The sequence below is a fragment of the Tepidicaulis marinus genome (genome assembly GCF_000739695.1).
Lineage (GTDB): Bacteria > Pseudomonadota > Alphaproteobacteria > Parvibaculales > Parvibaculaceae > Tepidicaulis > Tepidicaulis marinus.
On the sequence record NZ_BBIO01000007.1, the window covers coordinates 47,898 to 73,946 of the forward strand.

General features: G+C 61.9%; 30 protein-coding genes. 14 read left to right on the forward strand and 16 right to left on the reverse strand.

What is annotated here, in order from left to right; genetic code table 11:
• Positions 1–40: 40 nt before the first annotated feature.
• Both M2A_RS17300 and M2A_RS08110 read left to right on the forward strand, forming a co-directional pair.
• On the forward strand, positions 41–466 hold the full coding sequence (locus M2A_RS17300; RefSeq protein ID WP_081875486.1) for a helix-turn-helix domain-containing protein: 426 nt from the start codon (positions 41–43) through the stop codon (positions 464–466).
• The gene (locus tag M2A_RS08110; protein ID WP_052379310.1) at positions 459–1,373 is read left to right on the forward strand and encodes a DUF6456 domain-containing protein; all 915 of its coding nucleotides are present in this window, start codon (positions 459–461) and stop codon (positions 1,371–1,373) included. The genes M2A_RS17300 and M2A_RS08110 overlap by 8 nt, the downstream gene beginning before the upstream one ends.
• A 6-nt stretch (positions 1,374–1,379) precedes the next feature.
• Here the strand turns inward: M2A_RS08110 and M2A_RS08115 are convergent, their stop codons facing one another.
• From M2A_RS08115 to M2A_RS08125, 3 genes are all read right to left on the reverse strand, one after another.
• Entirely contained in the window at positions 1,380–1,811 is a 432-nt protein-coding gene (locus M2A_RS08115; RefSeq protein WP_045445598.1) for a SufE family protein, read from the reverse strand.
• A 136-nt stretch (positions 1,812–1,947) separates the two neighbouring features.
• Positions 1,948–2,451 carry a DUF5330 domain-containing protein gene (locus tag M2A_RS08120; protein ID WP_156101707.1) on the reverse strand — a complete coding sequence of 168 codons (504 nt, stop codon included), beginning with the start codon at positions 2,449–2,451 and terminating at the stop codon, positions 1,948–1,950.
• A gap of 399 nt (positions 2,452–2,850) precedes the next feature.
• The gene (locus tag M2A_RS08125; RefSeq protein ID WP_156101708.1) at positions 2,851–3,921 is read right to left on the reverse strand and encodes a hypothetical protein; all 1,071 of its coding nucleotides are present in this window, start codon (positions 3,919–3,921) and stop codon (positions 2,851–2,853) included.
• A 442-nt stretch (positions 3,922–4,363) separates the two neighbouring features.
• On the opposite strand from M2A_RS08125, the gene M2A_RS08130 reads away from it, so the two are divergent.
• On the forward strand, positions 4,364–4,762 hold the full coding sequence (locus tag M2A_RS08130; RefSeq protein WP_045445607.1) for a DUF1491 family protein: 399 nt from the start codon (positions 4,364–4,366) through the stop codon (positions 4,760–4,762).
• Between the two features lie 42 nt (positions 4,763–4,804).
• Here the strand turns inward: M2A_RS08130 and M2A_RS08135 are convergent, their stop codons facing one another.
• Positions 4,805–5,026, reverse strand: coding sequence for a hypothetical protein (locus M2A_RS08135; RefSeq protein WP_045445610.1), 222 nt, complete (start codon positions 5,024–5,026; stop codon positions 4,805–4,807).
• 260 nt (positions 5,027–5,286) lie between these two features.
• Here M2A_RS08135 and M2A_RS08140 point away from each other — a divergent pair, with 260 nt between their 5' ends.
• Together M2A_RS08140 and M2A_RS08145 are read left to right on the forward strand one after the other, a co-directional pair.
• Positions 5,287–6,876, forward strand: coding sequence for a peptide chain release factor 3 (locus tag M2A_RS08140; protein ID WP_045445613.1), 1,590 nt, complete (start codon positions 5,287–5,289; stop codon positions 6,874–6,876).
• A gap of 38 nt (positions 6,877–6,914) precedes the next feature.
• Complete coding sequence (locus M2A_RS08145; protein ID WP_045445616.1) at positions 6,915–8,093, forward strand: mechanosensitive ion channel family protein; 1,179 nt, start codon at positions 6,915–6,917, stop codon at positions 8,091–8,093.
• Between the two features lie 12 nt (positions 8,094–8,105).
• Here the strand turns inward: M2A_RS08145 and M2A_RS08150 are convergent, their stop codons facing one another.
• The gene (locus M2A_RS08150; protein WP_045445620.1) at positions 8,106–9,200 is read right to left on the reverse strand and encodes a DUF2336 domain-containing protein; all 1,095 of its coding nucleotides are present in this window, start codon (positions 9,198–9,200) and stop codon (positions 8,106–8,108) included.
• Between the two features lie 285 nt (positions 9,201–9,485).
• Between M2A_RS08150 and M2A_RS17990 the strand changes: the two genes are divergently transcribed.
• From M2A_RS17990 to M2A_RS08160, 3 genes are all read left to right on the forward strand, one after another.
• Positions 9,486–9,659: a hypothetical protein gene (locus tag M2A_RS17990; RefSeq protein WP_156101709.1), complete on the forward strand. Its 174-nt coding sequence runs from the start codon at positions 9,486–9,488 to the stop codon at positions 9,657–9,659.
• Between the two features lie 309 nt (positions 9,660–9,968).
• Positions 9,969–11,249, forward strand: coding sequence for a D-amino acid dehydrogenase (locus M2A_RS08155; RefSeq protein WP_045445623.1), 1,281 nt, complete (start codon positions 9,969–9,971; stop codon positions 11,247–11,249).
• Between the two features lie 54 nt (positions 11,250–11,303).
• A complete protein-coding gene (locus M2A_RS08160) occupies positions 11,304–12,263 on the forward strand; it encodes a hypothetical protein (RefSeq protein WP_045445626.1) in 960 nt (319 codons plus the stop codon).
• 18 nt (positions 12,264–12,281) lie between these two features.
• On the opposite strand, the gene M2A_RS08165 is transcribed toward M2A_RS08160, so the two are convergent.
• From M2A_RS08165 to M2A_RS08215, 11 genes are all read right to left on the reverse strand, one after another.
• Positions 12,282–12,650: a PAN domain-containing protein gene (locus M2A_RS08165; RefSeq protein WP_052379311.1), complete on the reverse strand. Its 369-nt coding sequence runs from the start codon at positions 12,648–12,650 to the stop codon at positions 12,282–12,284.
• A 124-nt stretch (positions 12,651–12,774) separates the two neighbouring features.
• Positions 12,775–13,263: a DUF934 domain-containing protein gene (locus tag M2A_RS08170; RefSeq protein WP_045445629.1), complete on the reverse strand. Its 489-nt coding sequence runs from the start codon at positions 13,261–13,263 to the stop codon at positions 12,775–12,777.
• Positions 13,250–14,908 carry a nitrite/sulfite reductase gene (locus M2A_RS08175; RefSeq protein WP_045445632.1) on the reverse strand — a complete coding sequence of 553 codons (1,659 nt, stop codon included), beginning with the start codon at positions 14,906–14,908 and terminating at the stop codon, positions 13,250–13,252. Before M2A_RS08175 ends, M2A_RS08170 begins: the two co-directional genes overlap by 14 nt.
• Positions 14,909–14,982: 74 nt before the next feature.
• Positions 14,983–15,291, reverse strand: coding sequence for a DUF2849 domain-containing protein (locus M2A_RS08180; RefSeq protein WP_045445635.1), 309 nt, complete (start codon positions 15,289–15,291; stop codon positions 14,983–14,985).
• A 172-nt stretch (positions 15,292–15,463) separates the two neighbouring features.
• Complete coding sequence (locus M2A_RS08185; protein ID WP_045445638.1) at positions 15,464–16,270, reverse strand: ABC transporter permease; 807 nt, start codon at positions 16,268–16,270, stop codon at positions 15,464–15,466.
• Positions 16,267–17,016 carry an ABC transporter ATP-binding protein gene (locus M2A_RS08190; protein WP_045445641.1) on the reverse strand — a complete coding sequence of 250 codons (750 nt, stop codon included), beginning with the start codon at positions 17,014–17,016 and terminating at the stop codon, positions 16,267–16,269. The genes M2A_RS08185 and M2A_RS08190 overlap by 4 nt, the downstream gene beginning before the upstream one ends.
• Complete coding sequence (locus M2A_RS08195; protein WP_045445848.1) at positions 17,013–18,062, reverse strand: ABC transporter substrate-binding protein; 1,050 nt, start codon at positions 18,060–18,062, stop codon at positions 17,013–17,015. Before M2A_RS08195 ends, M2A_RS08190 begins: the two co-directional genes overlap by 4 nt.
• 76 nt (positions 18,063–18,138) lie before the next feature.
• Positions 18,139–18,897: an HPP family protein gene (locus M2A_RS08200; protein ID WP_197052881.1), complete on the reverse strand. Its 759-nt coding sequence runs from the start codon at positions 18,895–18,897 to the stop codon at positions 18,139–18,141.
• Between the two features lie 106 nt (positions 18,898–19,003).
• Complete coding sequence (locus tag M2A_RS08205; protein WP_045445644.1) at positions 19,004–19,525, reverse strand: DUF1254 domain-containing protein; 522 nt, start codon at positions 19,523–19,525, stop codon at positions 19,004–19,006.
• A complete protein-coding gene (locus tag M2A_RS08210) occupies positions 19,522–20,130 on the reverse strand; it encodes a DUF1214 domain-containing protein (RefSeq protein WP_052379313.1) in 609 nt (202 codons plus the stop codon). The genes M2A_RS08205 and M2A_RS08210 overlap by 4 nt, the downstream gene beginning before the upstream one ends.
• Before the next feature lie 15 nt (positions 20,131–20,145).
• Positions 20,146–22,155 carry a transglycosylase domain-containing protein gene (locus tag M2A_RS08215; protein ID WP_052379314.1) on the reverse strand — a complete coding sequence of 670 codons (2,010 nt, stop codon included), beginning with the start codon at positions 22,153–22,155 and terminating at the stop codon, positions 20,146–20,148.
• 86 nt (positions 22,156–22,241) lie between these two features.
• Here M2A_RS08215 and M2A_RS08220 point away from each other — a divergent pair, with 86 nt between their 5' ends.
• The 6 genes from M2A_RS08220 to M2A_RS08245 all read left to right on the forward strand — a co-directional run bounded on the left by M2A_RS08220 (position 22,242) and on the right by M2A_RS08245 (position 25,927).
• Entirely contained in the window at positions 22,242–22,760 is a 519-nt protein-coding gene (locus M2A_RS08220) for a YcgN family cysteine cluster protein (RefSeq protein ID WP_439645668.1), read from the forward strand.
• 305 nt (positions 22,761–23,065) lie between these two features.
• Positions 23,066–23,695, forward strand: a complete 630-nt coding sequence (locus M2A_RS08225; protein ID WP_081875489.1) for a DUF2793 domain-containing protein — start codon at positions 23,066–23,068, stop codon at positions 23,693–23,695.
• 87 nt (positions 23,696–23,782) lie between these two features.
• Positions 23,783–24,325: a DUF7742 family protein gene (locus M2A_RS08230; protein ID WP_045445647.1), complete on the forward strand. Its 543-nt coding sequence runs from the start codon at positions 23,783–23,785 to the stop codon at positions 24,323–24,325.
• The gene (locus tag M2A_RS08235) at positions 24,322–24,540 is read left to right on the forward strand and encodes a hypothetical protein (RefSeq protein ID WP_197052882.1); all 219 of its coding nucleotides are present in this window, start codon (positions 24,322–24,324) and stop codon (positions 24,538–24,540) included. The genes M2A_RS08230 and M2A_RS08235 overlap by 4 nt, the downstream gene beginning before the upstream one ends.
• A gap of 231 nt (positions 24,541–24,771) precedes the next feature.
• On the forward strand, positions 24,772–24,963 hold the full coding sequence (locus M2A_RS08240; protein ID WP_147446258.1) for a hypothetical protein: 192 nt from the start codon (positions 24,772–24,774) through the stop codon (positions 24,961–24,963).
• Between the two features lie 160 nt (positions 24,964–25,123).
• Complete coding sequence (locus M2A_RS08245) at positions 25,124–25,927, forward strand: SDR family NAD(P)-dependent oxidoreductase (RefSeq protein ID WP_045445652.1); 804 nt, start codon at positions 25,124–25,126, stop codon at positions 25,925–25,927.
• Positions 25,928–26,049 lie beyond the last annotated feature (122 nt).

The following is a 26,049-nucleotide window of genomic DNA, read 5'->3' on the forward strand; positions in this document are numbered from 1 at the left end:
ATTGTCACCGGCCAGGCCGCCATCCAGGCCGCCCTTCCTGATGACCTCTGCCCGCCATGCTCAGCGCGAGCGGGCCTTTCGCCTGGCGCAATTGACCAAGCAGGCGGTTTCTCATGCCTGGGCCGTGCCCGAGGATGAATTGCGCGCCGCCACAAGGCGCAGGGCCCCTGTGGCCACGGCGCGGCAGATCGCCATGTATCTGTGCCATGTGGTGTTCGGGCTGAGCTTTGCGGAAGTGGGCCGCCAGTTTTACCGGGACCGCACCACTGTCGCTTATGCCTGTGAGTGTATCGAGGACCGGCGCGACGATGCCGAGTTCGATCTGATGCTGGACAGGATCGAGCTGGCGGTGCGCGCCGTCTCCGCGCTTGGTGAGCGGCCGGTGCCGCAAAGCAGGCGCCCGCGCGCCGCCTGCATGCCCGCCTTTGCCGGTACTGTGCAAAAGGGAGGGTCGCATCATGCCTGAGCCTCATACCCGCGCTCCTTCCGGCGCTCGTTCTGGTTTCCCTTCGCAGGCGCAAGCGCGCCCGGCGATTGCCCGGGGCGAGCTGGAACGGGAGGCAAGGCGCATCTTCCGCCGTTTGCAGGAAGAAGGCGCCCATCTCATGCCGCTTGAAAAAGACGAGGCAGGGCTCTTCGTTGCCCGCAACCGGTGGGCGAAGCCTGTCATGCGGGTCCCGCTGCGCCTGCTTGCCGCTTTTTTGGCGGAAGACTGGCTGAGCGCGAGCGCTGCCCATGCCAGTTCCGCTCATGGAAGAGCGGGCGGGCCGGAGAATGAAGGCCCGCCGCTTGCCCTTTACCGGCTCTCCGAGGCAGGTCTTGCCTGGTACCGGCGCAGCCTCGCGCCGGAAGATGGCTTTCGCGCCCAGCATCAATTGCGGGTGCGCGAAAAACTCACCGGTGCGGCGCAAACGGAGGCGCCCGTCACGCTCAATGCCGGAGAAAGCCCGCTTGGCTGGCTGCGCCGGCGGCGGGGACGGGGCGGCGCGCCCTTTATCGATGAGGCGCAATATGAAGCGGGCGAGAAGCTGCGGCGGGATTTCACGCTGGCAGCGCTCACCCCTTCCGTCACGCGGGACTGGTCCATGGCACTGCCGAGCGAGGCGCGGCAGAAAGGCTCTTACCGCCAGGGCGAGATCAGCGATAGGGCGCTCGAAGCGCGGCGGCGTTTTGAAGCCGCGCTGGCGGAAGCCGGGCCCGGCCTTTCGGATCTTCTCATCGAAGTGTGCTGCCATTTGCAGGGGCTGGAAAGCGCCGAGCGCGGCTTCGGCTGGCCCCAGCGCAGCGGCAAAGTGGTGCTGAGGCTGGCGCTTGAAAGGCTGGCCCTCCATTACGGATTGCGCAGAAAAGAAGGAAGCGGGAAAAGGCTCTAGCGGAGCTTAGGCGGGCTGGGCGCCGGCAATGGCCGCCGTTGCGTCCGCCCGCGCCCGGTTCACCATGGAATAAAGCCCGTTGGAGCGCTGCGGGCTCAAATGCTCATCGAGGCCGAGTTTGGAGAACACCTCTTTGGCATCGATGGCCAGAATTTCTTCCGGGGATTTGCCCGAATACATTTCCAGAAGAATGGCGATCAGGCCTTTGACGATATGCGCATCGGAATCGCCGCGGAAGAGCACCTTGGTCTTGCCTTGCTCTTCGGCGATTTCCGAAACGAGCCAGACCTGGCTGACACAGCCTTGCACTTTCGTCTCGCTATTGTGCTCGGCCTCGGAAAGCGGCGCGAGCCCCTTGCCGAGTTCGATGACATAGCGGTAGCGGTCCTCCCAATCGTCGAGGAACGCAAAATCTTCCAAAAGGCTTTCAATGCTCATTCTGACGGGCCGAAATTGTGCAAAAGGCACAGCACATGGCTGTGCCCCTGACATAGTCCCTGGGCGCGGCAAAGGCAACCGGGCGGTAATGTCCCTAATAGCGCTGCGGGCGTGCCTAGTAACGCTGTGGGCGGGCCTAGTAACGCTGTGGGCGGGGAAGCGGGACCGGCCCTTCGGCGGTTTGCACCCGCCGCCAGATGACGTCCGGGTCGTCCACGCCTTCATTCACGGCCGCGCCGATCAGCTCCAGCCCCTTCAGGCCGTAATGCTCGGCCTGGGCCCGCACGAAATTGGCGGTCGTTACCGCAGTGTCGCAAACCTGCGGATTGCGGTCGCAAAATTCCATCAGATCGCCGATTGCCTGGCCCGTGGCACGGGCCAGCTGCAAGGCATGGGCAAGCTTGTCGCCGGTTGCGATAGGCATGTCGCTTGCCGGGTCGATCGGGGTGCTGGCATAGGAGCCGTCCGTACCATTGCTGACCGTCTCATAACCATAAGCGTCCCCGCCGGAGCCATAGGCGTCCTCTCCGGGCCGGTAAGCGGCGGGCAGGGGCCGGTAATCTTCGTTTTGGGCAGCGGAGAAGCCGTGCCCGGCGCGTGTCGGCGCAGAGCCTTCGCCCGTGGGCAGAAGGAAGGCCAAGACAGCAATCCAGAATATGGCTCGCAGAATAAACATCACTCTCGCTGCTTCTTCTCGGGTTAACCGATATCTCAGCGTAAAAGCGGGAAACTGAGCCAGTCTTAAGCACTTTGTTAAAATTCAAAGCACCCGGACTTAAGTTGGGAAAACTATGTTCTTTAGCTAGCAAAGACTCAAGGAAACTCGCTTAAGTCGATGTAGTTTTTCGCAAAAAACGAAAAGTATTTGAAAGGCTTTTGCTTCAAATGCCGTGAAAATTTTAAAGACCCGCCCCCGTTTTGCTTCCTGTAAAGGACGATGACAAGGCGCTGCGGTAATAAAGATTAACGGGCAAAAGAAAACCGCGCGTCAACCAAGGTTAACGCGCGGCGGGATCGGGATACCGGTAAGAAGAAAAGCTTATTCTTCTTTCGCTTTCAGGCGGGCGCTGCGGGGCAGCACTTTTGCCCAGCAGGCGCGCACATCTTCCAGCCCGTGCTTGCCCGTGCACCAGGCTTCCTCGGAGGGGAAGTGGGCGGCGGCCAGGCACTGATTGAGATTGAGCCGGGCCCAGCGCAGGCAGCGCGTGGAATTGGAATTGGCGGTAAAGCTGTCGATGAGCTGGGACTGGGCTTCCTGCTCGTCGATGACATGGCGCGCGGCCACGGCCAGAACCTGCTCCATCAGCGGCGCGGAGGCGGCATGGGCGGTGGAAACCGGGCTGAATTCCCGTTTGATGGCCTCAAATACGCCGCGCCCTTCCTCCAGAGCGGCCGTATCGACCGTGCGCTCTTCGGGCAGCGGGGTGAGGCTGCCCCATTTTTTCGACTGGAAATCGCGGGCCGCTGTCAGGAAGCGCTGGCTGAGCGTCGCCATCTTCACATTATCGGCGGCGATCGTCTCGATCACGGCGGCGGTGGCAGAGCCTGCCCCGTCGATCCGGCGGGCATAAACGCCGCGCCCGCTCAAATTGGCAAGCACATTGTCGCGCCCTTCGGCGGCCACACGGGCCTGCACGCCGCGGGCAAAGGCCGGATCGCGCGCCGCGATCAGCGCCCGGTAGGCGATCCAGCCGCGCGCGATGCGTTTGGGCTCGGAATAGCGCAGCTGCTGCAGCACATGGCGCACTTGATTGGGGGTATTGAGTTTCAGCGTGCTCGCATCGTTCAGCACGCTTTGAAAGACCGCATAATCCTGGGCAAAGCCATTGAGGCTCGTATCGCTCGGCAGCGGGCCGGATAGCGCGGCGACGCCTTGCGCCGGGCGCGGCTCGGGCAGGATAAAGACTTCCGTGCCGCTATCGGCGGGCGCGGGCAGGTTGACCTGCTGGCTTTTTTGTTGTGCCGGGCTCGTGCCGGCCGGCTGGGCGCTTCTGTCACCGTCAATGACGGCGCAGCCGCCAAGGGCCAGAAAGGCAACCCCGGTAATGGCAGCGCGGATGGAAAGAAAACCGGAAGAACCGCATCCGGCGGCGAAACGCGACTTCGTCATACCCGAAACCCCTCGAAAGGCTGTGCCCATGCCCCACGCAACAGCAATGCCAATTGCCCCCGATTCAATATTCATATCATGGTTGTGCGGATGGCGCATATATTAGTGTGAAGCTCCTGCCCGATGCAATTGCCAAAAAAGAACGCCCATAGCCGGCCTTATTCAATATTGAACGGCGGCACTGTTTTGGGCCGGAATGCCGGGCGGTACATAGCCTGGCATAATACCGCCCGCGCGGACGGTTCTTTCGAACCTGTTCCGTATAGGGATGTTTACCATGCCTCTTGAGCGGAAGGCGCTTCTGCGGCGCCTCATTCTTATAGCCGGGCGATCATGTGTATCAGGTTAAAGGACGGGGCCGATCTCGCAAAGAATGCCCGCACCCATCGCCTCATTCATGATATGAGAGAGCGCGGTTTCAATAAGAAAGCGGTCCTCTAGCGTGCCTCATAGCGATGAACCCCGGCTCAAAGCGGAAATCTGGGTGAAAGCCTTGATCCGCCGCGCGGGCGCGGAAAATGTTCCTGCCATGGTGGTGCGGCGGGGCGATGACACGTCGGGCACGGTGCTGGTGAAGGTGAACGGGCTTGACGGCACGGCCATGGTCTATGCCCGCGCGCGGGCAGGCGACGGCAGCCCCGTCTGGATACCGGGCAATGGGCCTGAACCCGTGAGTGAGGCCGATGCGGACGCTTATATAGAACGCCAGCGCAAGTTCGACCCGGATATCTGGGTCGTGGAAATCGAGGACCCGGCGCGGCGGCACTTCCTGCAGGAAAAAGTGGAGGGCGAGGAGACCCGCCCTCCGGATCTTTCCGCCTCGTCTCTTTTCAAGATTTAAGCTTTCAAGATTTAAGCCCCGGCGCCTCGAGGTTCAGGTCTTTCAGGGACGCATGAACATATAATCGCCGTCCGGATCGATATTCTCCGCGGAGCTGATGAGTTCGGCGGCGATATCCTCGTTCGAGCGCACGGTGCGGAAAAGCTGAATGGCTTTTTCCAGAAAAAGCCGGCCGACCACATCGGCGTCGTATTTGGCCGCCTCCGCCTCGGCAATAGCCGCTTCCAGATGCGGGGTCACGATGTCACGGGCTGTTCCAGCCATGGGAAATCCTTTCGTCTGATGAGCTTGATAGGTTGAATGCCGGATGGCGCCATTCTGCCTGTTTCCCCGGCCTGCGTCATGATGTGAATCAAGTAAGGGGGCGCGCGAAAACGCCGGGTCCGCCCGGGTCTCTGCGGCGCCTGCCGGGGCCTTTTCAAGGTATGGCATCCGCCGCCTGCTTGGGTTAGGGTGCGCCGCCTTTAGGAGCGGGGCCGGCTCCTCGTTTCCGGCCCGAAATTGCAGTTCAGGCACTTGAATTCATGTACGAACCGAAAACCGAAGCCGTGCGCCGCCGGCGCACTTTTGCGATCATCTCCCACCCGGATGCGGGCAAGACGACCCTGACCGAAAACCTGCTCCTGATGGGCGGGGCCATTCGCATGGCCGGACAGGTGAAGGCGAAGGGCGAGCGCCGCCGCACCCAATCGGACTGGATGAAGATCGAGCAGGAACGCGGCATTTCGGTTTCCTCTGCCGTCATGACCTTCGAGTTCGAGGATACGATCTGCAACCTGCTCGACACGCCGGGCCACGAAGATTTTTCCGAAGACACCTACCGCACGCTGACCGCCGCCGACAGCGCCATCATGGTGATCGACGCGGCCAAGGGCATCGAGGCGCAGACATTGAAGCTCTTCGAGGTTTGCCGCTTGCGCGATGTGCCGATCATCACCTTCATCAACAAGGTGGACCGGGAAGGCCAGAGCCCGTTCGAGCTGATGGACGAAATCGCCGAACGCCTGGCGCTCGATACCGTGCCGATGATGTGGCCGGCGGGCATGGGCGGGCTCTTCAAGGGCCTCATCGATCTGAGGCAAAACACCTTCCTGCCCCATACCAAGGGCGAGGAAGGCACGGGCGAGGCGGTGGATTTTTCCTCCGATGCCATGGCCGAATATATTCCGGAAAAAGAACTGGAGACCTTGCGCGAGGAAGCCGAGCTGGCGCAGGTGGCCAGTCCCGACTTCGATCTCGACCTTTACCGCGCAGGCGCCATGACGCCGGTCTTCTTCGGCTCGGCCTTGCGTAAAGTGGGCGTGCGCCAGCTTCTGCGCGGCGTAACGAGCCTTGCGCCCTCGCCGCGCCCGCAAAAAACGACGGTGCGCACCGTCGAGCCCGATGAAGCGAAAGTCTCCGGCTTCGTCTTCAAAGTGCAGGCGAATATGGACGCCAATCACCGCGACCGGATCGCCTTCATGCGGCTTTGCTCGGGCCGTTTCAAACGCGGCATGAAACTGAAAATCTCATCGAGCGGCAAGGTCATCTCCGTCCACAATCCCATTCTCTTTTTTGCGCAGGACCGCGAACTGGTGGAAGAAGCCTGGCCGGGCGACATTATCGGCATTCCGAACCACGGCACGATCCGTGTCGGCGACACGCTCACCGAAGGCGAGGATCTGGTTTTTACCGGCATTCCGAATTTCGCACCGGAAATCCTGCAGCGCGTGCGCCTCGACGATCCGATGAAGATGAAGCATCTGCGCCGGGCGCTAGAAAGCCTTGCCGAGGAAGGCGTGACGCAGGTCTTCAAGCCGAAGATCGGTGCCAATTGGGTGATCGGCGTGGTCGGCCAGCTGCAGCTTGAAGTGCTGCGCGAGCGCATCGATGCCGAATACGGCATCAAGGTGGGGCTGGAACCGGCGCCCTTCGAAACCGCGCGCTGGGTCTCGGCGGATGACCCTTTGGAGCTCAAGCGTTTCGTCGATGCCAATCAGGGCAATATTGCCGAGGACAGGGACGCAGCCCCCGTCTTCATGGCGAAAAGCGCCTGGGAGGTCGGCTATATAACGGACAAGTGGCCGAATATTTCCTTCTCGGCGACACGCGAACGTCAAGCGGCCGAGACATAAGCGCAAGGTTACTGCGTAGCTGATACAAGAGGACGCCGATGGAAAACGTACCGGCTCAGTTCGAGGAATTGTGGAGCATCACCCGGGAAGTCTGGAATAGCGGTGTCTTCGGCTATTCGGTGGGCGATGCACTGATCGCGCTCGGTATCTTTCTCTTCTTCTATCTGCTGCGCGGGCTTTTTTCCCGCTTCATCTTTTCCGTCGTCGACCGCTGGGTAAAGAACACGCCCAATCATTGGGACGACAAACTTCATGCGGCGCTTGCCGAGCCTTTGCGCTTCGTCTTCGTCATTATCGGTGTTTTCTTCGCGCTCGATTATCTCGATCTCGGTGGCACGGCGGCGGTGGTTGCCAGCAACGTCCTGCGCTCGCTCATCGCCATTGCGATTTTCTGGGGCGTTCACAATGCGCTGACCCCGATCTCCGATCTCTTGCGCGAGCTTGAGCGGGTTTTGACCGAAGAGATGCTGGACTGGCTGGTGACGGGCGCCAAATGGGGCGTCATCGCCATCGGCGCGGCGACCGTGCTGCAAATCTGGGGCGTGCAGGTTGCCCCCATCATTGCCGGGCTCGGGCTTTTCGGCGTGGCGGTCGCGCTCGGCGCGCAAGATCTTTTCAAAAACCTCATCGGCGGGCTTTCCATTCTGGTGGAAAAACGCTTCCGCAAGGGCGACTGGATTTTGGTCGATGGGGTGGTGGAAGGCACGGTGGAGCATATCGGCTTCCGCTCCACCATGGTGCGCCGTTTCGACAAGGCGCCGGTCTTCGTGCCCAATCAAAAGCTTTCCGATGCGGCGGTAACGAATTTCTCCGACATGACCTACCGGCGCATCTTCTGGAAGATCGGCGTCGAGTACCGCACGAGCCTCGATCAGCTCAAAGAAATCCGCGACAAGATCGAAGCGTACTTGCGCGAGCATGAGGCTTTTGTCGGCCCCGCCGAAGCCCCGCTCTTCGTGCGCATCGATGCCTTCGGCGCCTCGTCCATCGACATTCTGCTTTACACTTTCACCCACACCACCGTTTGGGGCGAATGGCTAGAGCTGAAAGAAGAGCTTGCCTTCAAGGTGAAGGAAATCGTGGAAGGGGCGGGCACCGGCTTTGCCTTCCCGAGCCAGTCGCTTTACGTGGAAAAATGGCCCGAAGGCTGCCCCGAGCCTTTCGTGCCGCCCGGCGATGGTCGAGGTGAGGCCCGGCAAGCGCCCCGCGCCAATTAAGCGGGAGCGGGGTTACGCCGCCTCGCTCTTTTCCTGCGCCCGCACCCGCCAGAAGCGCATGGTGCGCTGGGCGACATCCACCGGCACTTCATCGTAAAGCGCGAGCAGCTTGTACGTATCCTCGATGGAGCGCTGGGAATCCGTTTCGCGCAGGAGGATGAAGGTGGAGAAGGTCGAGCGGTCGAAGCGCGAGGCCTTGCAGGCGATCGCGAGGCCCTCGCCCGTCTTGTCGAAGAAAACGCGCTTGGCCGTCTTCTCGTCGATATTGGCAAGATAGGCGAGGCCGCAAACGAGTTCGGGCCATTGCTTTTCCCGGCACAGTTTCACGAGCAGCGCTTCGGTCAGCTCGCGTTTGGCGGCCATCTTTTCGATATAAAGATGGGCGCGGGATTTTTCCGGCGGGGCGGAGCCCATTTCCAGAAGGATGCGCTCTTCGGATTCGCGCAGCAGCCGGTTGACCATGTCGGGGTCGAGATTGGTCGCTTTGGACAGGATCGTCTCGCGCAAGGTGGAAGAGACGAACCAGAACATGTCATGCATCAGTTCTGGCGAAAGATCGTCGCGGTCGACAAGCGGCTTGTGCAGCTTGTCGTTCCCTTCGGCGCGTTTGACGACGCGCTTCATCGTTTCCTTGTCGATCTGCGCGCCTTTGTTCGTGACGAGCCTTTCCAGCACCGTGTCATCGCCATGTTCCACCAGCGCGCCGGAAACCGCCCATGTCACATCGTCGCGCCCCGCGATGAGTTCCTGATGCGGGCCGCCCTTCTGCTGAATGATGGCGATCAGGTCTTCTTCTTTAAGGCCCCGGCTTTTTTCGAGAATGGGCCGGGCGACTTCCACGTCGTCGCTTGCAAGCTGGCGCAGGACCTCGCGCGGCGTATCCACGACTTCCGCGAGGCGGTAAGCAAGCTCGGAGCGCACGCGCGCTTCCATCTCGCTGGCGACATGGGTCATGATATCGGCCAGATGCCCGCGCTCGCTTTCGGTGAAGCCAGCAGGGTTCTCGACGAAAATATCGGTGATTTCGCGCAGCAGCGTGCGCCGCCGCTCGCTCGATGGTTCCTTCGCCAGTTCGATCAGTTGGTTGAGACGCGCAAACTCGGCCATGGTCGCAAAACCCTAACGATCCCCGTCCTGAATCTTCGGTGAATGCCCCCAATATCCTGCAGAGACGTTAAAAGAAGGTGCCGGAAATCCATTAAATTTCGCGCATTTTGCCTCGAATCACCGCGGCGAATCTCTCCCGGCGCACCGGTTAATTTTTTCATTTTGAAACGCCCGCCAAGAGGCCCGTTAATTCTTCATTCATGACAAATGATAATGATGGGACATAGGGAGGCTGTCGTGCTCACACCTTCAATAGGGGGGCGGTTCTCAATCGGGAGCGATGAGATGGCCAAGATCATAGAGTTCAAACCCCGCGAGGCGGGTGCCCGGCATTACGATGAACCGGCAAAGATTCTCGAATTTCCCAAGGCGAATGATGGCGCGCCGAAAGCCGCGCGCAGCAGCGAGATTTCGCTGGCTGCCATCATGGATGCCTCTTGGCCCGCGCAAGACGGCTGAGAGGGCGGCTCACGCCGTCCGAACGAGAGCGGGGCCTGGCGGCGGGGAAGCCAAATCACCGCGCGGCCATTGGGGGGAAATAGAAAGCAGGGGCGCGTTCCTTCGGCGCCCTTTCCAAGACCCTTTCCCTTCCTTCACATGAATGTCAGCGCCCGCGTGCCTCTCCCGGCCGGACAGGGCGCAATGTGTCGATATTTTCCAAAGAGAGAGGTTGCATCCTTTCTCCCGGCATGGTTCCTCTGAGCCGGCCGGGCGCTATTCCTATGGCGCGCCGGCGCTGCGAGAGCCAGCGCTCTGAGAGGAAGTGACGTGCAACTTGTCGTTTTGGGCGCAGGGCTGATAGGCGTGACAAGCGCCTACCGCCTTGCCGAAGAAGGCCATGACGTGACCGTCATCGACCGGCGTGAAGGGCCGGGACTGGAGACGAGCTTTGCCAATGGCGGCCAGCTCGGCTTCCGCGAAGTCTCGCCCTGGGCCGCGCCCGATGTGCCCTGGACCGCGCTCAAGATGCTGCGGGACCCGGCAGCCCCTTTCCGCTGGAAGCCCAAGGCCGAGCTGGAGCAATGGCGCTGGCTTCTGGCGTTTCTCTTGCGCTGCAATTCACCAGCCCGCGCCGAGCGCGAGCGGCACAATCTCTCCCTCGGGCTTTTCAGCCAGAAGGAGCTTGAAGGCCTGCTCGCCCGCCTTGCCGGCGAAGGGGAAAGTTTTTCCTTCGATCACAAGCGCAAGGGTATTTTGCGGCTCTTGCCGGATGCCAAAGCCGTCAAACACGCCAGAGAAGAAATGGCGCGCCTTGCCGATATGGAGCCGGGGCTTGAAGTGTTGGAGGCGGGGGCCTGCGTTGCGCTTGAACCGGCGCTTGCCTCCATCCATCAGCGCGGCGAGCTTGCGGGCGGGCTTTATGCGCCGGGCGACCAGTCGGGGGACGCGCATCTTTTCACGCGCGCGCTGGCAAAGCGCGCCGAGGCCAAAGGCGTGCGCTTTCTTTATGGCCGGGAAATTACGTCGTTCGAGGAAAGCGCCGGGCGGCTGAAAGCCGTGCGCTGCGGCGCGGAGAAGATAGAAGCGGAGGCTTTCGTCTTTTCGCTTGGCGTGGGCGGGCTCAAACTTGCCCGCAAGCTCGGCTTCCGTTTGCCCTTCTATCCCGTCAAAGGCTATTCAGTGAGCGTTGAGATGGAAGAAGGCGCGCCGGAAGTGAGCCTCACCGATGAGGGAAGGCGCATCGTCGTTTCCAATCTCGGCGGGCGGCTGCGTGCGGCGGGCAAGGCGGAGATTGCCGGTTTCGACACCGCGCTCGACCGCACCCGCGCCCGCGCCGTGCTGCAGGGGCTGCAAGAACTCATCCCTTCGGTGGGCGAGGCGGCGGAAGCTGAATTCTGGACGGGCCTGCGCCCCATGACCGCCGATGGCAGCCCGATCATCGACAAGGCGCCGGGCTATGAGAACCTTTATCTGAATACCGGCCATGGCACGCTCGGCTGGACGCTTGCCATGGGCTCGGCCTCGCTTCTCGCCGATCTGATCGGCGGCAAGGCGACCCAGATCGATCCCACGCCTTTCGCGCTGAAACGGCCCTCCCTTTTTCCTTAAGAGGCCCCTAACCATTCCCGCCTAAACTTGCCCGCTCATGGATGGAGGCAGGCCATGCGGGTTTCGGTCGGATCGGCAGCAGGAGCAGCGCTTGTGGCGCTTACCCTCGGCGCGTGCACGGGCGGCGATTACGGGCGCCAGGCCCGCGGCTTCGAGGGAACGGCTGCGCGTGTTTGGGCAAGCCTGCCGGAGCTTGCCCGTGAACAGCGCGAGGAAAGTTCCCTCGCCCTGACCGGCGGGGAAGCGGGCCTGCGGGCGACGGCAGATCAGATCGGCGCCCCTAAAGCCGGTTCCACCGAACATGACCCCCTCGGCATTGCCAAGCTGGAGCGCGTGCTGAGCGATGTACAGGCGCCGGAAGATCCCGAAACCTATTACCGGTTTATGGCGCGCACCTATCAGGATGTGCCCGAAGCGATGCTCTTTGCCATGGCCGCGCATCTGGCCGAAGACCGCGACATGACAAGCCGTTTTGCCCGCCAGGCAGGCGAGATCATCGAGGCCGACCGCGCGCGCCTTGCAGCGCTTGCTACTGCGGGCAGCGAAGCTGCCCTTGGCCGCCGCGCCATGGTGGAGGGGGCCGTGGATGTGCTGCGCCGGGTCGATGAAAACGGCGAAGCGATGGATGAGACCATCACCGTGCTCAATCACCGCATCGCTTCTTACCGCCACGCACTGGTACGCGCGCGCCTTGCGGTGCCCGGCCACGCGCAGCTCATGGTCATTGAAGATGAAATCGGCGCGCTGGAAGAAGCGGTGATGGGGCTCGAGCTCGATGCCAGCCGCCACGGCGCTTTGATGCAGGCGCTCTTTGCGCCGCAAATGGAATTGCCCGGTGCTGCCGATGAAATGGGCCTCGGCATGATGATGGGCAGTCCGCCCGAGGCGGAAGAAAAGAGCGCGGAGAAAACAGCAAAGGGTGACGCATCTTCCGCCGCGCCGCCTGTAACGCCCCCTGGCGCTCAGCCTGCGCCTTCAGGCCCGCGCAATATCCTGCCCGGCAAAACCACCTGACATAAGCGGCGCCTTTGTCTAACGATAAGGACGCACCGGATCGCTGGTGCCCACCGTGACGCCGGAAACGCAGCACGGGCTTTCGGCGCGGAAGGGCACCGTCACTTTCAGTTTGCACATGGCCGGAGCATTGCCGTGGCCGGGCTTCACATATGTCCAGGCCTGACACTTGCCGTCTTCCTCGCAGGCGCGCATGCAATGGGCGGGCGCGGCGCTTTTCAGCTCGAAGACGCGGTAATCTGCGCCCGGCCGGTCGGTGTTCTGTTCCATAAAGACTTTCGCCTCGAGCGGGCGGGTCATGAGCGGCACGGCCATCAGCGCGGTAATCGCAAGAATGGTCGCGGTGACGCCGAAAAAAGTCCGGCGCATATAGATGTGATCGGTCATGGATCTGTCCTGGGTCCCCGTTCTGTCGGACCCAAAGACTAAAGGGGTCCAGTGAGCATTTACTGAACCCCTTTATTCGAATTTTAGGCTTTTGAGGCCGCAAACGGGCCGAAAGGCCGGAAAATCAGCCGCCGTGGCGGGCCTGGAAGATGGTTTTGCGCCCGTCGCTTGCCGGCTGATAGACCACGGAAATCTCGTCCATCGCCTCTTTCCAGCCATCGATGGTGATGCGCTGGCTCACTTCATAGGCATCGAAGCCGCAGCGGTGCATGAAGAAAAGCTGGTCGCGCAGCACATCGCCCGTGGCGCGCAGCTCACCCTTATAGCCATACCGCTCGCGCAGGAGCCGCGCGTAAGAATAGGCGCGCCCGTTCTTGAACATCGGAAAATCGAGCGCGATCACGGCGAATTTATCGAGGTCGCCCGCAATCTCCTTCGGCTCTTCCCCGGAAAGAAGTTTGATGCCGAGCGGGGCGGTGCGGGCGGCAAGCGCCTCTTTTTCGTTATGCCAGCGCGTCAGCGAGACAATGACGGGCCCTTCCGGCAGCGGGCCTTCCTCATCAGCATACGTCCATTTGTCTTCGACGAAGGCTCCATCCTTAATGAGCGGCATAGAGTTTCTCCTTGAACGGTTTCATGCCGATGCGGCGATAGGTGTCGAGGAAGCGCTCGCCATCCTGACGCTCGCTCAAATAGGTTTCCACGATGTTTTCCACCGCGCCGACGATCTTATCTTCGGTGAAGGCGGGGCCGGTAATGTCGCCGAGCGAGGTCTTCTCGTCCGCCGAACCGCCGAGGGAGACCTGATAGAATTCGGTGCCCTTTTTGTCCACGCCCAGAATGCCGATATGGCCGACATGGTGGTGACCGCAGGCATTGATGCAGCCGGAGATTTTGATTTTCAATTCGCCGATATCGTTCTGCCGGTCGAGGTCTTCGAACTTCTTGGCGATCGCCTGGCCGATCGGGATCGAGCGGGCATTGGCAAGGTTGCAATAGTCGAGACCCGGGCAAACGATCTGGTCGGTAATGAGGCCGAGATTGGGCGTGCCGAGGCCGTTCGCGTCGAGCTCCTGCCAAAGCGCGAAAAGGTCTTTCTGCGGCACATCGGCGAGCACCAGGTTCTGCTCATGGGTCACGCGGATCTCGCTAAAGGAATAAGCGTCCGCCAGCTCGGCGACTTTTTCCATCTGCTCGGACGAGGCATCGCCTGCAACGCCGCCCACGGGTTTGAGTGAAATATTGGCGATGGCGTAGCCCGGCACTTTATGCGCGGCGACATTCTGCTTCACCCAGCGGGCAAAGGCAGGGGTCTTTTCAAAGGCCTCATTAAGCTCGGCCGGATCGTTTTCCAGCGTCTCGTAAGCGGGCGGGGCAAAATAGGCCTGAATGCGCTCGATCTCGGCTTTCGGCAGTTCCACCGGCCCATCTTTCTGCATGGCGGCAAACTCTTCTTCCACCTGGCGGCGCATTTCTTCTTCGCCGATCGTGTGGACGAGGATTTTGATGCGCGACTTGAAGAGATGGTCGCGCCGGCCATGCATGTTGTAAACGCGCATGATGGCTTCGAGATAGGTCAAGAGGTTTTCCTGCGAAATCGCCTTGCCGATCAGCTTGCCGATCATGGGCGTGCGGCCCTGGCCGCCGCCGACATAAATGTCGAACGCGGTGCGCCCGTCTTTGCCCTTCACAAGTTCGATGCCGATATCGTGCACGCGGATGGCGGCGCGGTCTTCCGGCGCGCCGGTGACGGCGAACTTGAACTTACGCGGCAGGAACGAGAATTCCGGATGCAGCGTCGACCATTGGCGGATGATCTCGGACCAGATGCGCGGGTCTTCCACTTCATTGGCGGCGACGCCCGCATATTGGTCGGAGGTCACGTTGCGGATGCAGTTGCCGCTCGTCTGCAGCGCGTGCATTTCAACGGAAGCCAAATCTTCCAGAATGGCGGGAATGTCTTTCAGCGCCGGCCAATTGTACTGAATGTTCTGGCGCGTCGTGAAATGGCCGTAGCCTTTGTCGTATTTGCGCGCGATATGGGCGAGCATCCGCATCTGGCGCGAAGAAAGCGTGCCGTAAGGCACCGCAACGCGCAGCATATAGGCGTGAAGCTGCAAATAGACGCCGTTCATCAGGCGCAGCGGCTTGAACTCGTCCTCGGTAATTTCACCGGCCAGGCGGCGCTGCACCTGTCCGCTGAACTGTTTCACCCGGTCCTGGACCAGAGCGTGGTCGAATTCGTCATAACGATACATCGGACTTGTCCTGCAGCTTTAAAACATTCACGCGGGGCGGGGCTTCGGCCCTTATCCCTTGCCTCTCAGGCCCCTCAAGCGGTTTTGCCTTCCGCCTGTTTGCCGAGATCGAGGCGGACCGTCGGCCCGGCCATGCGGATGCGCTCGCGCACGGAAGCGGGCACGAGCGTGCCGTCTTCCTCGGCGATTTCGAAGAGATAGGGCTCCACGATCTCTTGTTGCTCGAGCGCGGGATTGGCTTTTGCAAGCAGCGCCTCGGCCGCTTCCTTGCCTTCGGCAATGGCGGCATCGGCCAGCTTTTCCGACCACGCGCCCTTGGCCGTCAGATAAACCACCACCCCGTCGATCAGCCGGTTGGCGGTGACGGCCTGAACCTGGGCCATTTTGTTAGAGTGCTGGGCCAAAACCTATCTCCGGTAAAATTCCGCGGGCCTTCACACGCGCGCGGGGAATATGCCTCATTTGGGCGTAAACATGGTCATTTTCATAATCTGCGTCAATAGAGGTGTAGAAATATATTATCCACATGACGTGCATGTGAATATGGCGCGGGACTCAGCTCTCCCGTTTGACGGCACTTTCGTGCCAGCGGCGCAAAAGGGCGTATTCCAAAAGGCTGAGCGCGAAGAAAATCGCGATGCCGAGGAGGGAGAGCAGCACTAAAGCCGCAAACATTTTAGGGATTTGCAGCCTGTTGCCTGCCTCGATGATGCGCCAGGCAAGGCCGGTGGAGGCGCCGGAGCCGGCGACGAACTCCGCCACCACGGCCCCGATAAGCGCGAGCCCGCCCGACACTTTCATGCCGCTGAGGATATGGGGCAGGGCGGCGGGAAGCTGCAGGCCGGTCAGCGTCTGCCAGCGGCTGGCCCCGTAAAGGCGGAAGAGATCGCGCAGATTGTGATCGACCGAGCGCAAGCCGAGCACACTGTTGGAGAGAATGGGAAAGAAGGCGACGATCCAGGCGAGAATGAGAAGCGCGAGTTCCACATTGTCGAGCCCGACCCAGATGAGAATGAGCGGGGCGATGGCGACGACGGGCGTGACCTGCAAAATCACCGCATAAGGAAAGAAGGCGGTTTCCACCACCCGGCTCTGGGAAAAGAGCACGGCAAGGCCGACGCCGCTGACCGTGGCCAGAAGAAAAGCGGCGAGCGTCACCTTTAGCGTTACCCAGGCGGAAAGGAAAAGCGATCCGGCATTAGTGACAAGCGCTTCGCCGATGCGGCTCGGGGCGGGGAGAATGAATTCGGGCAGGCCTTGCGCGCGCACCGCCCATTCCCAGGCCCCGAGAAAGAGGAGGCCGACAAGGAGCGGCAATGCCCAGCCCAAAAGGCGCGCGGAGGAAGAGGAGGAAAAGCTCATGGCGCGCTCCTGCCGCGCAAGGCGGCACTGACTTTTTTGACCTGCTCGAAAAAGAGCTGGCTGTCGCGGAAAGCCTGACCGCGCGGAAAGCCGCCTTCGATGGGCATATCGGCTTCAAGGCGCCCGGTCTCGTTCATGATGAGGACGCGCTCGGAAAGATAGACCGCTTCATAAACCGAATGGGTGACGAAGATGACGGTCCAGCCCTGCTCGTTCCAGAGCGTGAGGAGATCGTCATCGAGCTTTTCCCGCGTCAGCTCGTCAAGCGCGGCGAAAGGCTCGTCCATGAAAAGCACGGTGGGTTCCATGACAAGGGCGCGGGTGATGGAAACGCGCATCCGCATACCCCCCGATAGCGCGCGCGGCATGGCATGGGCCGCCTCGCCGAGCCCGACGCGGGAAAGCGCTGCCATGATGCGGGCGCGCGCGTCTTCGGCGGAAATGCCTTTCAGCTTAAGCGGCAGATGCACGTTGGAAAAGACATCCGCCCAGGGCATGAGCGTTGCGTCCTGAAAAACGAAACCGGCTTCGGGCCGCGCGCCGCCTGCCCAGGAAAGCGTGCCCGCGCTGGGGCTGAGGAGCCCGGCCATGAGGCGGAGCAGCGTGCTCTTGCCGCAGCCCGAGGGGCCGACCAGGGAGACGAACTCGCCCCGGCCGATTTCAAGGTCGATGCCGGAAAGAGCCTGCGTTCCGCCCCGGTAGGTTTTCCCCGCCCCCTCGATCTGCAAAAGCCCGGCTTTCGTCATTCGCCAAGCCCGCGCTGATAATCGCGCCCGTAGCCATTATTGATGAAGTGCAGCGTGTAAGCCTTTTTGTAATCGAGGGCGGGGTCGTAAATGCCTTCGCGCGCCATCAGTTCAAAAAATTCTTTCCAGCGTTCATCGCTCATCGCGCCGATGCCGAGCTCCGCCGTCTCGCCTGAATCGACGATGCCGTAGGCCAGCAGTTTTTCCACGGCCTGGGCGAGCACGTCCTCGCTCATTTCCGGATTGTCTTCGAGGATCAGCGCATTGCCGGGGGCGGGGTCATCGTAAAGATAGCTGATCCAGCCTTTGATCGTCGCATCGACAAAGGCTTGCACCACCTCCGGCTCTTCCTCGATCAAACTGTCGGGCGCAAGCACGAAGGCCCCGTAGCCCGGATAGCCGTAATCGGAAAGCAGGAAGACTTGCGGCTTGAAACCGCCTTGCCTTTCGATGAGATAGGGCTCGGAGGAAAGGTAGCCCTGCTGAATGGCCTCTGGGTCGGAAAGGAAGGGCGCAAGGTTGAACGTGTATTTGCGGATCTGCGTATCCTCGAAGCCGTATTTCGCGCGCAGCCACACCCAGAACGCGCTGATCGTCGCATCGGCGATCATGATGGGCTTGCCTTTCATGTCGGCGATGGACTGGATGTCTTCGCGCGGATGGGTGATGAGCACTTGCGGGTCTTTTTGAAAGCTCGCCATCACCGCTTTTATTTCAGCGCCCGCCGCGATCGTGTTGAGCGGAATGAAACTGTTCGAGCCCATGCCCATATCGACCGCGCCCGCGGCAATGAGCTGGGGCACGTTGACGCCCGGCCCGCCCTGGCGGATCGTGACATCGAGCCCGGCTTCCTCGTAAAAGCCCATGGCTTTCGCCTGATAGAAACCGCCTTGCTCTGCCTGCGCCTTCCAGTCCGTCACGAAAGTAATCGCGCGCAGCCCGTGCCCCGCGCTAGGGGCGGGCGCATCCTCGCGCGCGAAGAGAAAAGCAAGCAGCGCGGCGGCGGCAACAACAATTCCGGCACCGACAAGAACGGATCGGTTCATGACATCCCCCATGACCAGATGAGCGGCCAGTTTAGCAGTTTCTTATGTGCAGAAGATAGAGCGCGCGGGGCGGACGTCAGGAGGCGCGTTTGAGCGCGGGGCGGGCGGCGGGCTTTTGTGACGCGGCGGCGCGGGCATGAACGCGCGCTTCCACGTCCCTGATCAGCGTTTCGACGTCCTCAGGGCTGACATCCAGAAAATCGCCGTAATCGCCGAGCACCGCCTCGATATCCTCATGGGTGAAGGCAAGAGGCTCCTGGCCCGCCGGTTTGCCGTGCGGCGCGGGGGCGGCATGGGGATAGGAATGGCGCGTGGCATTGTTGAAGGCGAGCGCGGTCAAAAGCAAAAGCGCGGAATTGGCCGCCACCGGAAAAAGCGCGAACGTGAAGCCCGCACCGAAAATGTCCGGCCCGCCGAGCGTGGCCGTCAGCGCCACCGCGCCGCCCGGCGGGTGCAGGCAGCGGCAGGCAGCCATGAGGCCAATGGCGCCCGCAACCCCGAAGGCCGCGCTTAAAACCGGATCGCCGAAAATCTTCACCGCGCAAATGCCGACCAGCGCCGAGAGCACATTGCCGCCCATGATGGACCAGGGCTGGGCCAGGGGGCTCGCGGGCACGGCGAATAAAAGCACGGCGGAAGCGCCCATCGGCGCGATAAGATAGGCGCTGCCCGCGCTGGAAACGCCGAGCCAATATTGGGACAGCAGGCCGGTCACGAAAATGCCGGTCAGCGCGCCTGCAACCGCGCGCCATTTTTCCGCGCCGGGCAATTGCGGCGCGTCGGGCACGGCATGACGGAGAAACCGGGCAAACGCCCCGGCAGTGATACGGCGCACGGAAATGTCCATGAATGCGGGCCCGCCACCACGAAGGGCCTTCATCAGGCGGGCAGGACTAACCGATGGCGCGCCCCGCCGCAAGTCCTGCTCACGCCTTCCCGCTTTACATCGTGGCGCAGCGGGCCGCTTTCACGGCCTCTTGAAGGGCGGGAAGCTTGTCTTCGGAGGAAATCAGCGTGCGCACCAGCGCGGCGCCCTTGGCCGAAGGCGCAACGACGATGGGAATGCCTTTGGGATCCGGCACGATCTGATCTTCGGTGACGAGAATAACTTCCACCTCGTCGCGGGCGGCCTGGGTATCGTTCACCGTGAAGAAATTATCCGTATTGGCCGCGAACATGGAAAGCGACCAGTAGGTGTCCGGCACGGGCGCGGAAAATTTCACCGGGCCGGAGGTCAGATCATAAGCGCAGATCGCATAAAGAAGATCGGGGCTCGGGCGCACCACGCCGCGCGCCTCGGCGCTGGCGCGGGGACCGGCGATCATTTTATTCGCGCCTTCGCTTTCAACCACGCGGCTGTGCAGCACACCCGTGACGGCATAAGGGTAGGCAAGGATCGCGGAAATATGAAAGAGCACGGCCAGCACCAGCGTGCCGGCAATCCAGAAAGGCCAGCTTTTCATCGGCAGCGCTCCTTCGTGATGGTCGGCAGGGTAAGGTTTTGCGGGGCGGCGGCAACTTCGGGCTCCGGATTATAAAGCCGCAAGGTCAGCGAGAAGGAAGCGCCGCTTCCGCCTTCATATCCCGTCGGCACAAAGTCGCCCTGCGCGCTTTCAGATTCTTCCTCGGGGCCGACGGTGAAAAGAAAGCGCTCATTCGTCCAGGTGACGGTGTTCATCGCGGCGGAATATTTATCCGCCCTGTTGGGGATGAGGTAATGGTCCGCGCCGTAAGCGGTGATGGACCACCAGCGCGCGGGCAGCTTGCCGCCGGAGATGACATAGGCGCAATTGGTTTTCAGCGCCGCGCCGGAATCATCGCTAAAGGCGGTGAAGTAAACCGTTTCGGATTTTGAAAGCGCGAGCAACCCCTGCCGGGCCACGGCGGCGCGGGTGTAAGGGTCGGCGGCGGGGGAGCCGATGGCAAGATTGGTGTGCCAGGCGCCATTTTGCGCCGCCGCCCCGAAGCCGAGGCGCCCGAGCCCGCCATCGACGATCCACCAGGCGGAACCCACGCCCAGCGCCAGCGCCACGAGCAAGGCGGCGATCAGTTTTCCTGCGAGTTTCACTCCCCATCTCCCCTTTTATCTTACCCTAATCGTTTCCCCGCCCTGGCGAAAGCGCGTCGTCCGGCCCGCGCTGACGGGCGGGACAGAGCGGAAGAGGGCGGAAAGCTGGCGGAAATATTCCTGCTCCTTGCCCTGGCGGGCCACCACAGGCTCGCGCCGGACGCCGGGAAGGGCGATGCGCGGCAGGCCGCGGTGAATGTCGTTCATATAAGCGCTCCAGGTGCTGGCCGCGATGCCGCCGCCGCTCGCCCCCGCGCTCGGCGAGTTGTCATCATTGCCGAACCAGATGCCGGTTACATATTGATGGGTGTAGCCGATGAACCAGGCATCGCGGTTGTTCTGGCTGGTGCCGGTTTTGCCCGCCGCCATGCGCCGCCCGAGGCTGGCGCGCGTGCCCGTGCCTTCCGCGATCACCTGATGGAGCATATGGGTCATGTCCCGCGCGCGCCGGGGGGAAATGATCTGGCGCGGTTCTTCCTTGCGCTCGTAAAGCACGATGCCGGACGGCGTCGAAATTTCCGTAATGCCCCAGGGCTCCGTGCCCTTACCGTCGGCGGCGAAGGGAAGATAAGCGCCGGTCAGTTCCACAAGCGTCACTTCCGAAGCGCCGAGCGCAAGGGAGGGGAGCGCTGCGATGGGGCTTTTGATGCCGAGCTGGCGTGCCGTCCCGATCACCTTGCCGCGGCCGACCTGCTCGGTCAGCCGCACGGCGACGGTGTTCAGCGAATGTTTGAACGCGGTGAGAAGCGTGACGGGACCCCAATAACGCCCGGCGCTGTTTTCCGGCTGCCAGCCGTGAATGTCCACCGGCTCGTCGATCATGATGGACGAAGGGCCGAAACCGTTTTTAAGGGCGGTGAGATAAATCACCGGCTTGAAGGCGGAGCCCGGCTGGCGCTTGGCTTGAGCGGCGCGGTTGAACTGGCTGTCGAGATAAGAGCGCCCGCCCACCATGGCTTTGACCGCGCCGTCCCGCGCGAGCGTGAGCAGCGCGCCTTGCTCGATATTCACCGCGGGGCCTTGATCCGCCAGCGCCTTTTCCATCGCCGCTTCCGCTTTGCGCTGCATCGCGCCGTCGAGCGTCGTGCGGATGATGATCGTGCCGTCGGCAGGCGGGATGAGGGCGCGGGCTTCTTCCAGAACCCAGTCGACGAAATAATGCGTGCCGAGCCTTTCCTCGCGCACGACGATTTCGGCAGGCTCGGCGCGGGCGGCGAAAACCTCGCCGTTCGTCAGCGCGCCGGTTTCCACCAGAAGCTGCAGCACATAATCGGCCCGCGCCTGGGCGCGTTTGAGATTGTTGGTGGGGGCAAAACGGCTCGGCGCTTTGGGCAGGCCCGCAAGAAGGGCGGCTTCGGCGAGCGTGACCTGCGACACCGACTTGTTGAAATAAAAGCGCGAGGCGGCTTCCACGCCGTAGGTTCCGGCGCCGAGATATATGCGGTTCAGATAGACGGAGAGAATTTCGTCTTTCGTGTAATGGGATTCCAGCCAAAGCGTGATCAGCGCTTCCTGGAATTTGCGCGCCACCGTGCGCTCGGAGGAAAGATAAAGGTTCTTGGCGAGCTGCTGAGTGATGGTCGAGCCGCCTTCGACAAAGGCGCCGGCCTGCAGATTGCGCCAGGCGGCGCGCAGGATGCCGCGAATGTCGAAACCGCTATGGGAATAAAAGCGCTGATCCTCGGCGGCGAGAAAAGCCTGAATGAGATAAGGCGGCATTTCTTCCAGCGGCACGATGTCGGCATAGCGCCCGCCGCGCGTGGCAAGCTCTTTACCATCCGCATCGAGCACCATGGCCGCGCGCTGCTCAAGAAGCTGGGGATTGTCGATCTGCTTTTGCAGATGCGGCACAAGCGAGAAGACGAGAAGGCCGAGCGCGACGGTGAGCGCCATGAAAGAGAAAGACAGAAGCGAGACCCAGCGGCGCAGACGCGCGCGGACCCGCCCGCCCTCATGCCCGGGCGGGGACAGTCTGTCTCTTTCCGGCCCGCTTTCGGGCCAGCCATCTTGCGGTTTCTCCGCCATTTCCCCTCGCTAATAGGCCGCCCTGTGCCATTCTGACACGAAAGGCGGGCTGGACATGCGCCCATGAAGGGAATTAAGCAATCGCCATGCCCCCGAAACGGGCGGCGGAGACGGGACCTGAGATGAGTAAAGACGCGGGCGCGCCGTTCTGGCAGCGCAAAGCCTTGGACGAGATGAGCCGGGCGGAGTGGGAATCGCTCTGCGATGGCTGCGCGAAATGCTGCCTCGTCAAACTGGAAGACGAGGACACGGCCGAAATCCTTTATACGGATGTGGTCTGCCATCTTCTCGACTGCGAGGCGTGCGCCTGCACCGATTACAAAAACCGCTCGGTACGCGTGCCGACCTGCGTGACGCTGACGCCGGACAATCTGAAAGACCTCGATTGGATGCCGGACACTTGCGCCTATAAATTGCTGCGCGACGGCAAGGACCTGCCCTGGTGGCATCCGCTCGTCTCGGGCGAGCGGGAAAGCGTGCATCTTGCCGGTATATCCGTGCGCGGCAAGGTCGTCTCGGAAGAAGAAGTGACGGATGACGAACTCGACGGGCGCATCGTTTCCTGGCCGCATTATGACGGGCTAAGCGGCGACGGTGATGAGTGAGCCGCATTTATTTTCGCGCGCCTCTTGAAAGTGAAACGCTGCGTTCTTATCTCCAACCCATCTGGAAAATTGCATCCAGCGGCAGCGCGAAACGCGCAGCGATGAGGCAGCTTTAAGGCTGCCTTTTTTATTGCTTGGTGCACGGCATTCTTCGGGATCAGCAAACGGATTATGAGCGGCACGCCGGAACAGGATTGGGCGGCGATCAAACGCGCCTGGGCGGAAGATAAACTCACGCCCAAGGAAATCGCGGCAGCTTATGGGCTGAGCTATCAAAAGCTCTCCGCGAGGGCCCGTGCCGAAGGCTGGCGCAAGGGGGAGAGCGGGCGCGAAGGGAACGCGGAAAAGCAGCGCCGCCGCCCGCCCCGGAGGAAGGCGCGCGTTATCTCGTCGGCCAAGGGGCGAGCGGAGAATGGGCGGGCGAGGAAGGAAAGCTCGCCTGGTTCGACGCCGGGGTCTGGCGGTTTCTTGAGCCGCAGGAAGGCTGGCGCGCCTTTGTTGCGGATGAAGGCGTGAGCCTTGTCTTCAGTGCGGGCGCCTGGCGGCGGGAGGCGGCGGAGCTTTTGGGGATAAGCGCAAACGGGGCGGCGTTTCAGGCGAAGGTGATCGAGGCCGATCATGTGATCGCGGCGGGCGCCTTCAACGACACGGGGTTCGCCATTCCCGACCGCGCCGTCGTTCTCGCCGTGACGGGCCGGGTGCTCGAAACGCTGACGGGGGCCGCGAGCTGGGCGCTCGGCGTTGCCGCCGATCCGCAGCGCTATGGCAATGGCATCGGCTCTGTGGCGGACAGCACGGTGGTGGGGGTGAGCGGTGTACCGACCGCTTATTACGGCGCAACGCCTTTGAGAATAAGCGCGCAAGGGGCGGATTTCACCGGCGGGCGGCTGCGCCTTGCCATTCACTGCCTGGAAATGAGCGTCCCGCAGATGTGATGCAGGGTGGCAGATAGTTCTTGTTTTGTTCTTATTTGTGGAATAAATTCCTAGACAGCGAATTTCAGAACAGCAGCAGGAGGTGTCATGCCGCCCCATCATCATATGGCGGGCGATCCGGACCCGCGTGATTTGCGCCATTTAAGGCTCTTTGCGGCGGCGCTGGCCTTTTGGGCCGCAGACGAGGGCGCGCAAGGCGAGGCGAGCGAGGCCAGCATCCGGGCGCTGGCGGCGCTGATCCGCAACCGGCTTTTATGGGCGCGGGCCTATAAGCGGGCCATGGGCCGGGCGCATCCGCTTTATGGGGACGGCTCGCTTTATGCCGTGCTGGCAAGCCTTGCCGTACGGCAGCCCGAGACGGGGGAGGCGGGGCGGTTTCTCGAAATTTCCCGGGCCGCGCTTTCGGGCGCGCTGCCGGATGAGACCGGCGGGGCGACGCAGTTTCACCGCCATGAGGAGGCCCCGGCCTGGGCGGCGCGGGCGCTGCCGCGCGCGCTCATTGGCCGGCACTGGTTCTATGTCCGCCCGGAAGAAGCGGCGGCGCTTTATCCCTTTTTGGACCCCGTTTCGGGGATGGCATTTGAGGAGAGGACCTGCGGCGGGCCGCAGGAGAAAAGGAGGCGCGAATGAACGATCTGCTCGCCGGTATTCCGGCAATTCTGGCAAGTGTGCCCGACTGGCTCTCGGCGCTCTTGTCGCTGGTGGGGGCGGCCTCGGCCGTAACCGCGCTCACCCCGACGCCGAAAGACGATAAATGGATCGGCAAAACCTACCGGATCCTGGAGATTCTGGCTCTGAATATCGGCTATGCGCGGCCGGGCCAGGCGGGGCCCTGGGAAAAGTAGTTGGGGAAAAGTAGCCGGGGAAGAAATAACGGGCGGGAAGAAGGTTGATCCGGGCGCCCGCCCTGGAGACTTCCGGTCAATAGTGTGCCGGGCACAGTATTTTAAGTTACTTTTTTATTGTTCCGTTCAGATTTGCTTAAAACGTCAATGTTAGTCTGTTTCATGGTGTCCGGTATCTATCGGCCGGGCACTCACTCAAACGCCCGGCCGGAAGGCCGGTGGAGAGGCACCATGACGCAGCGAATGATTTTCTTTCCGCAACGCCGGCGCATCAATGTGAAAGCGCTTGCCGTGTCGCTGTTTCTGCTTACCTTGAGTGCGGCCTCCTTCGTCGCGGGTTTGCAGGTCGGGGTCGAATATTCGGCTTCGCTGAGCGGCAACGTTCCGTTCCTGTCCGTTCAAACGGCATCGGCGGACCTTTAAGCGCGGTCCATTCCCGTCTTTCCGCTCCGTGGCCTGAGGCCGCGTGGAGCCTCCGCGTCCCTATTCCTTCCCTTTATTTCTTTTCTGTTTGAGCCGCGCTTGTGATTGCGCGCTGCCGCCTGCATCATCACCGCCGTTTTGAGCGCGAGATGAGGGCATCATGGATTTGCAGCTAAGCGGCAAGCGGGTTTTGATCAGCGGCGCAGAGCGCGGTACGGGCGCGGTGATTGCCGCAACGCTGGCGCGCGAAGGCGCGGCGGTGGCGCTGCACGGCTTCTCCCGCGAAAAGGCGGAAGGGGAAGCGGCGCGGCTGAGGGAAGAAGCGCTGACCGCCCATGGCGTGAGCGGCGATCTTTTGACCGATGAAGGCGCGCGTCAGGCTTACGATGAAGCCGTGGCGGTGCTGGGCGGTCTCGATATTCTCATCAACAATTACGGTATTGCCGACGGCAAGAAATGGGCAAGCGCCGAAACGAGTGATTGGGAAACCTCCTACAATCACAACGTCTTGACGGCGCAGCGCCTCTCCCGCCTTGCCATGGGCCCTATGAAAGAGCTTGGCTGGGGCCGTATTCTCAATCTCGGCACGATCGGCTCCACTCAGCCTGCTGCCGAGCGCCCGCATTATTACGCGGCAAAGGGCGCGATGGCGGCGATGACGGTTTCCCTTGCCAAGGAACTTGGCGGGACCGGCGTGACGGTCAATCTGCTCAGCCCTGGTCTTATCCGCACGGCGGAAGTGGAAGAATGGATCGCGCGCCTTGCCGCCAAAAGAGGCTGGGGCGAGAGCTGGGAGGAACGCGAGCGCGAGGCGGTGAAACTTTTCGGCGGGAATCTTACCGGGCGAATCGCAACGCGCGAGGAAGTGGCGGATGCCGCTGCGTTTTTATGCTCACCGCGCGCAGGCGCCATCAACGCGGTCAATCTGCGCATCGATGGGGGCAGCGTCGCGCTGGTGACATGAGGCGCGCGCAGTCTGCCTGCCCCTACGGCAACTTGCGGGGAGCGGGCCGTTGCGCCAGATTGCTCACCGCCTCATGACACCCTATATGAGCGATAACAAGAACACCGCTGAGGGAGGCGGAC

Bases quoted from the DNA above. Each gene is read 5' to 3' on its own strand.
- M2A_RS17300 (WP_081875486.1), top strand. From the start codon at position 41: ATGACCTCTGCCCGCCATGCTCAGCGCGAGCGGGCCTTTCGCCTGGCG.
- M2A_RS08110 (WP_052379310.1), top strand. From the start codon at position 459: ATGCCTGAGCCTCATACCCGCGCTCCTTCCGGCGCTCGTTCTGGTTTC.
- M2A_RS08115 (WP_045445598.1), bottom strand. From the start codon at position 1,811: ATGAGCATTGAAAGCCTTTTGGAAGATTTTGCGTTCCTCGACGATTGG.
- M2A_RS08125 (WP_156101708.1), bottom strand. From the start codon at position 3,921: ATGACGAAGTCGCGTTTCGCCGCCGGATGCGGTTCTTCCGGTTTTCTT.
- M2A_RS08135 (WP_045445610.1), bottom strand. From the start codon at position 5,026: ATGGCTGGAACAGCCCGTGACATCGTGACCCCGCATCTGGAAGCGGCT.
- M2A_RS08140 (WP_045445613.1), top strand. From the start codon at position 5,287: ATGTACGAACCGAAAACCGAAGCCGTGCGCCGCCGGCGCACTTTTGCG.
- M2A_RS08145 (WP_045445616.1), top strand. From the start codon at position 6,915: ATGGAAAACGTACCGGCTCAGTTCGAGGAATTGTGGAGCATCACCCGG.
- M2A_RS08150 (WP_045445620.1), bottom strand. From the start codon at position 9,200: ATGGCCGAGTTTGCGCGTCTCAACCAACTGATCGAACTGGCGAAGGAA.
- M2A_RS17990 (WP_156101709.1), top strand. From the start codon at position 9,486: ATGGCCAAGATCATAGAGTTCAAACCCCGCGAGGCGGGTGCCCGGCAT.
- M2A_RS08160 (WP_045445626.1), top strand. From the start codon at position 11,304: ATGCGGGTTTCGGTCGGATCGGCAGCAGGAGCAGCGCTTGTGGCGCTT.
- M2A_RS08165 (WP_052379311.1), bottom strand. From the start codon at position 12,650: ATGACCGATCACATCTATATGCGCCGGACTTTTTTCGGCGTCACCGCG.
- M2A_RS08170 (WP_045445629.1), bottom strand. From the start codon at position 13,263: ATGCCGCTCATTAAGGATGGAGCCTTCGTCGAAGACAAATGGACGTAT.
- M2A_RS08175 (WP_045445632.1), bottom strand. From the start codon at position 14,908: ATGTATCGTTATGACGAATTCGACCACGCTCTGGTCCAGGACCGGGTG.
- M2A_RS08180 (WP_045445635.1), bottom strand. From the start codon at position 15,291: ATGGCCCAGGTTCAGGCCGTCACCGCCAACCGGCTGATCGACGGGGTG.
- M2A_RS08185 (WP_045445638.1), bottom strand. From the start codon at position 16,270: ATGAGCTTTTCCTCCTCTTCCTCCGCGCGCCTTTTGGGCTGGGCATTG.
- M2A_RS08190 (WP_045445641.1), bottom strand. From the start codon at position 17,016: ATGACGAAAGCCGGGCTTTTGCAGATCGAGGGGGCGGGGAAAACCTAC.
- M2A_RS08195 (WP_045445848.1), bottom strand. From the start codon at position 18,062: ATGAACCGATCCGTTCTTGTCGGTGCCGGAATTGTTGTTGCCGCCGCC.
- M2A_RS08205 (WP_045445644.1), bottom strand. From the start codon at position 19,525: ATGAAAAGCTGGCCTTTCTGGATTGCCGGCACGCTGGTGCTGGCCGTG.
- M2A_RS08215 (WP_052379314.1), bottom strand. From the start codon at position 22,155: ATGGCGGAGAAACCGCAAGATGGCTGGCCCGAAAGCGGGCCGGAAAGA.
- M2A_RS08220 (WP_439645668.1), top strand. From the start codon at position 22,242: ATGCCCCCGAAACGGGCGGCGGAGACGGGACCTGAGATGAGTAAAGAC.
- M2A_RS08230 (WP_045445647.1), top strand. From the start codon at position 23,783: ATGCCGCCCCATCATCATATGGCGGGCGATCCGGACCCGCGTGATTTG.
- M2A_RS08235 (WP_197052882.1), top strand. From the start codon at position 24,322: ATGAACGATCTGCTCGCCGGTATTCCGGCAATTCTGGCAAGTGTGCCC.
- M2A_RS08240 (WP_147446258.1), top strand. From the start codon at position 24,772: ATGACGCAGCGAATGATTTTCTTTCCGCAACGCCGGCGCATCAATGTG.
- M2A_RS08245 (WP_045445652.1), top strand. From the start codon at position 25,124: ATGGATTTGCAGCTAAGCGGCAAGCGGGTTTTGATCAGCGGCGCAGAG.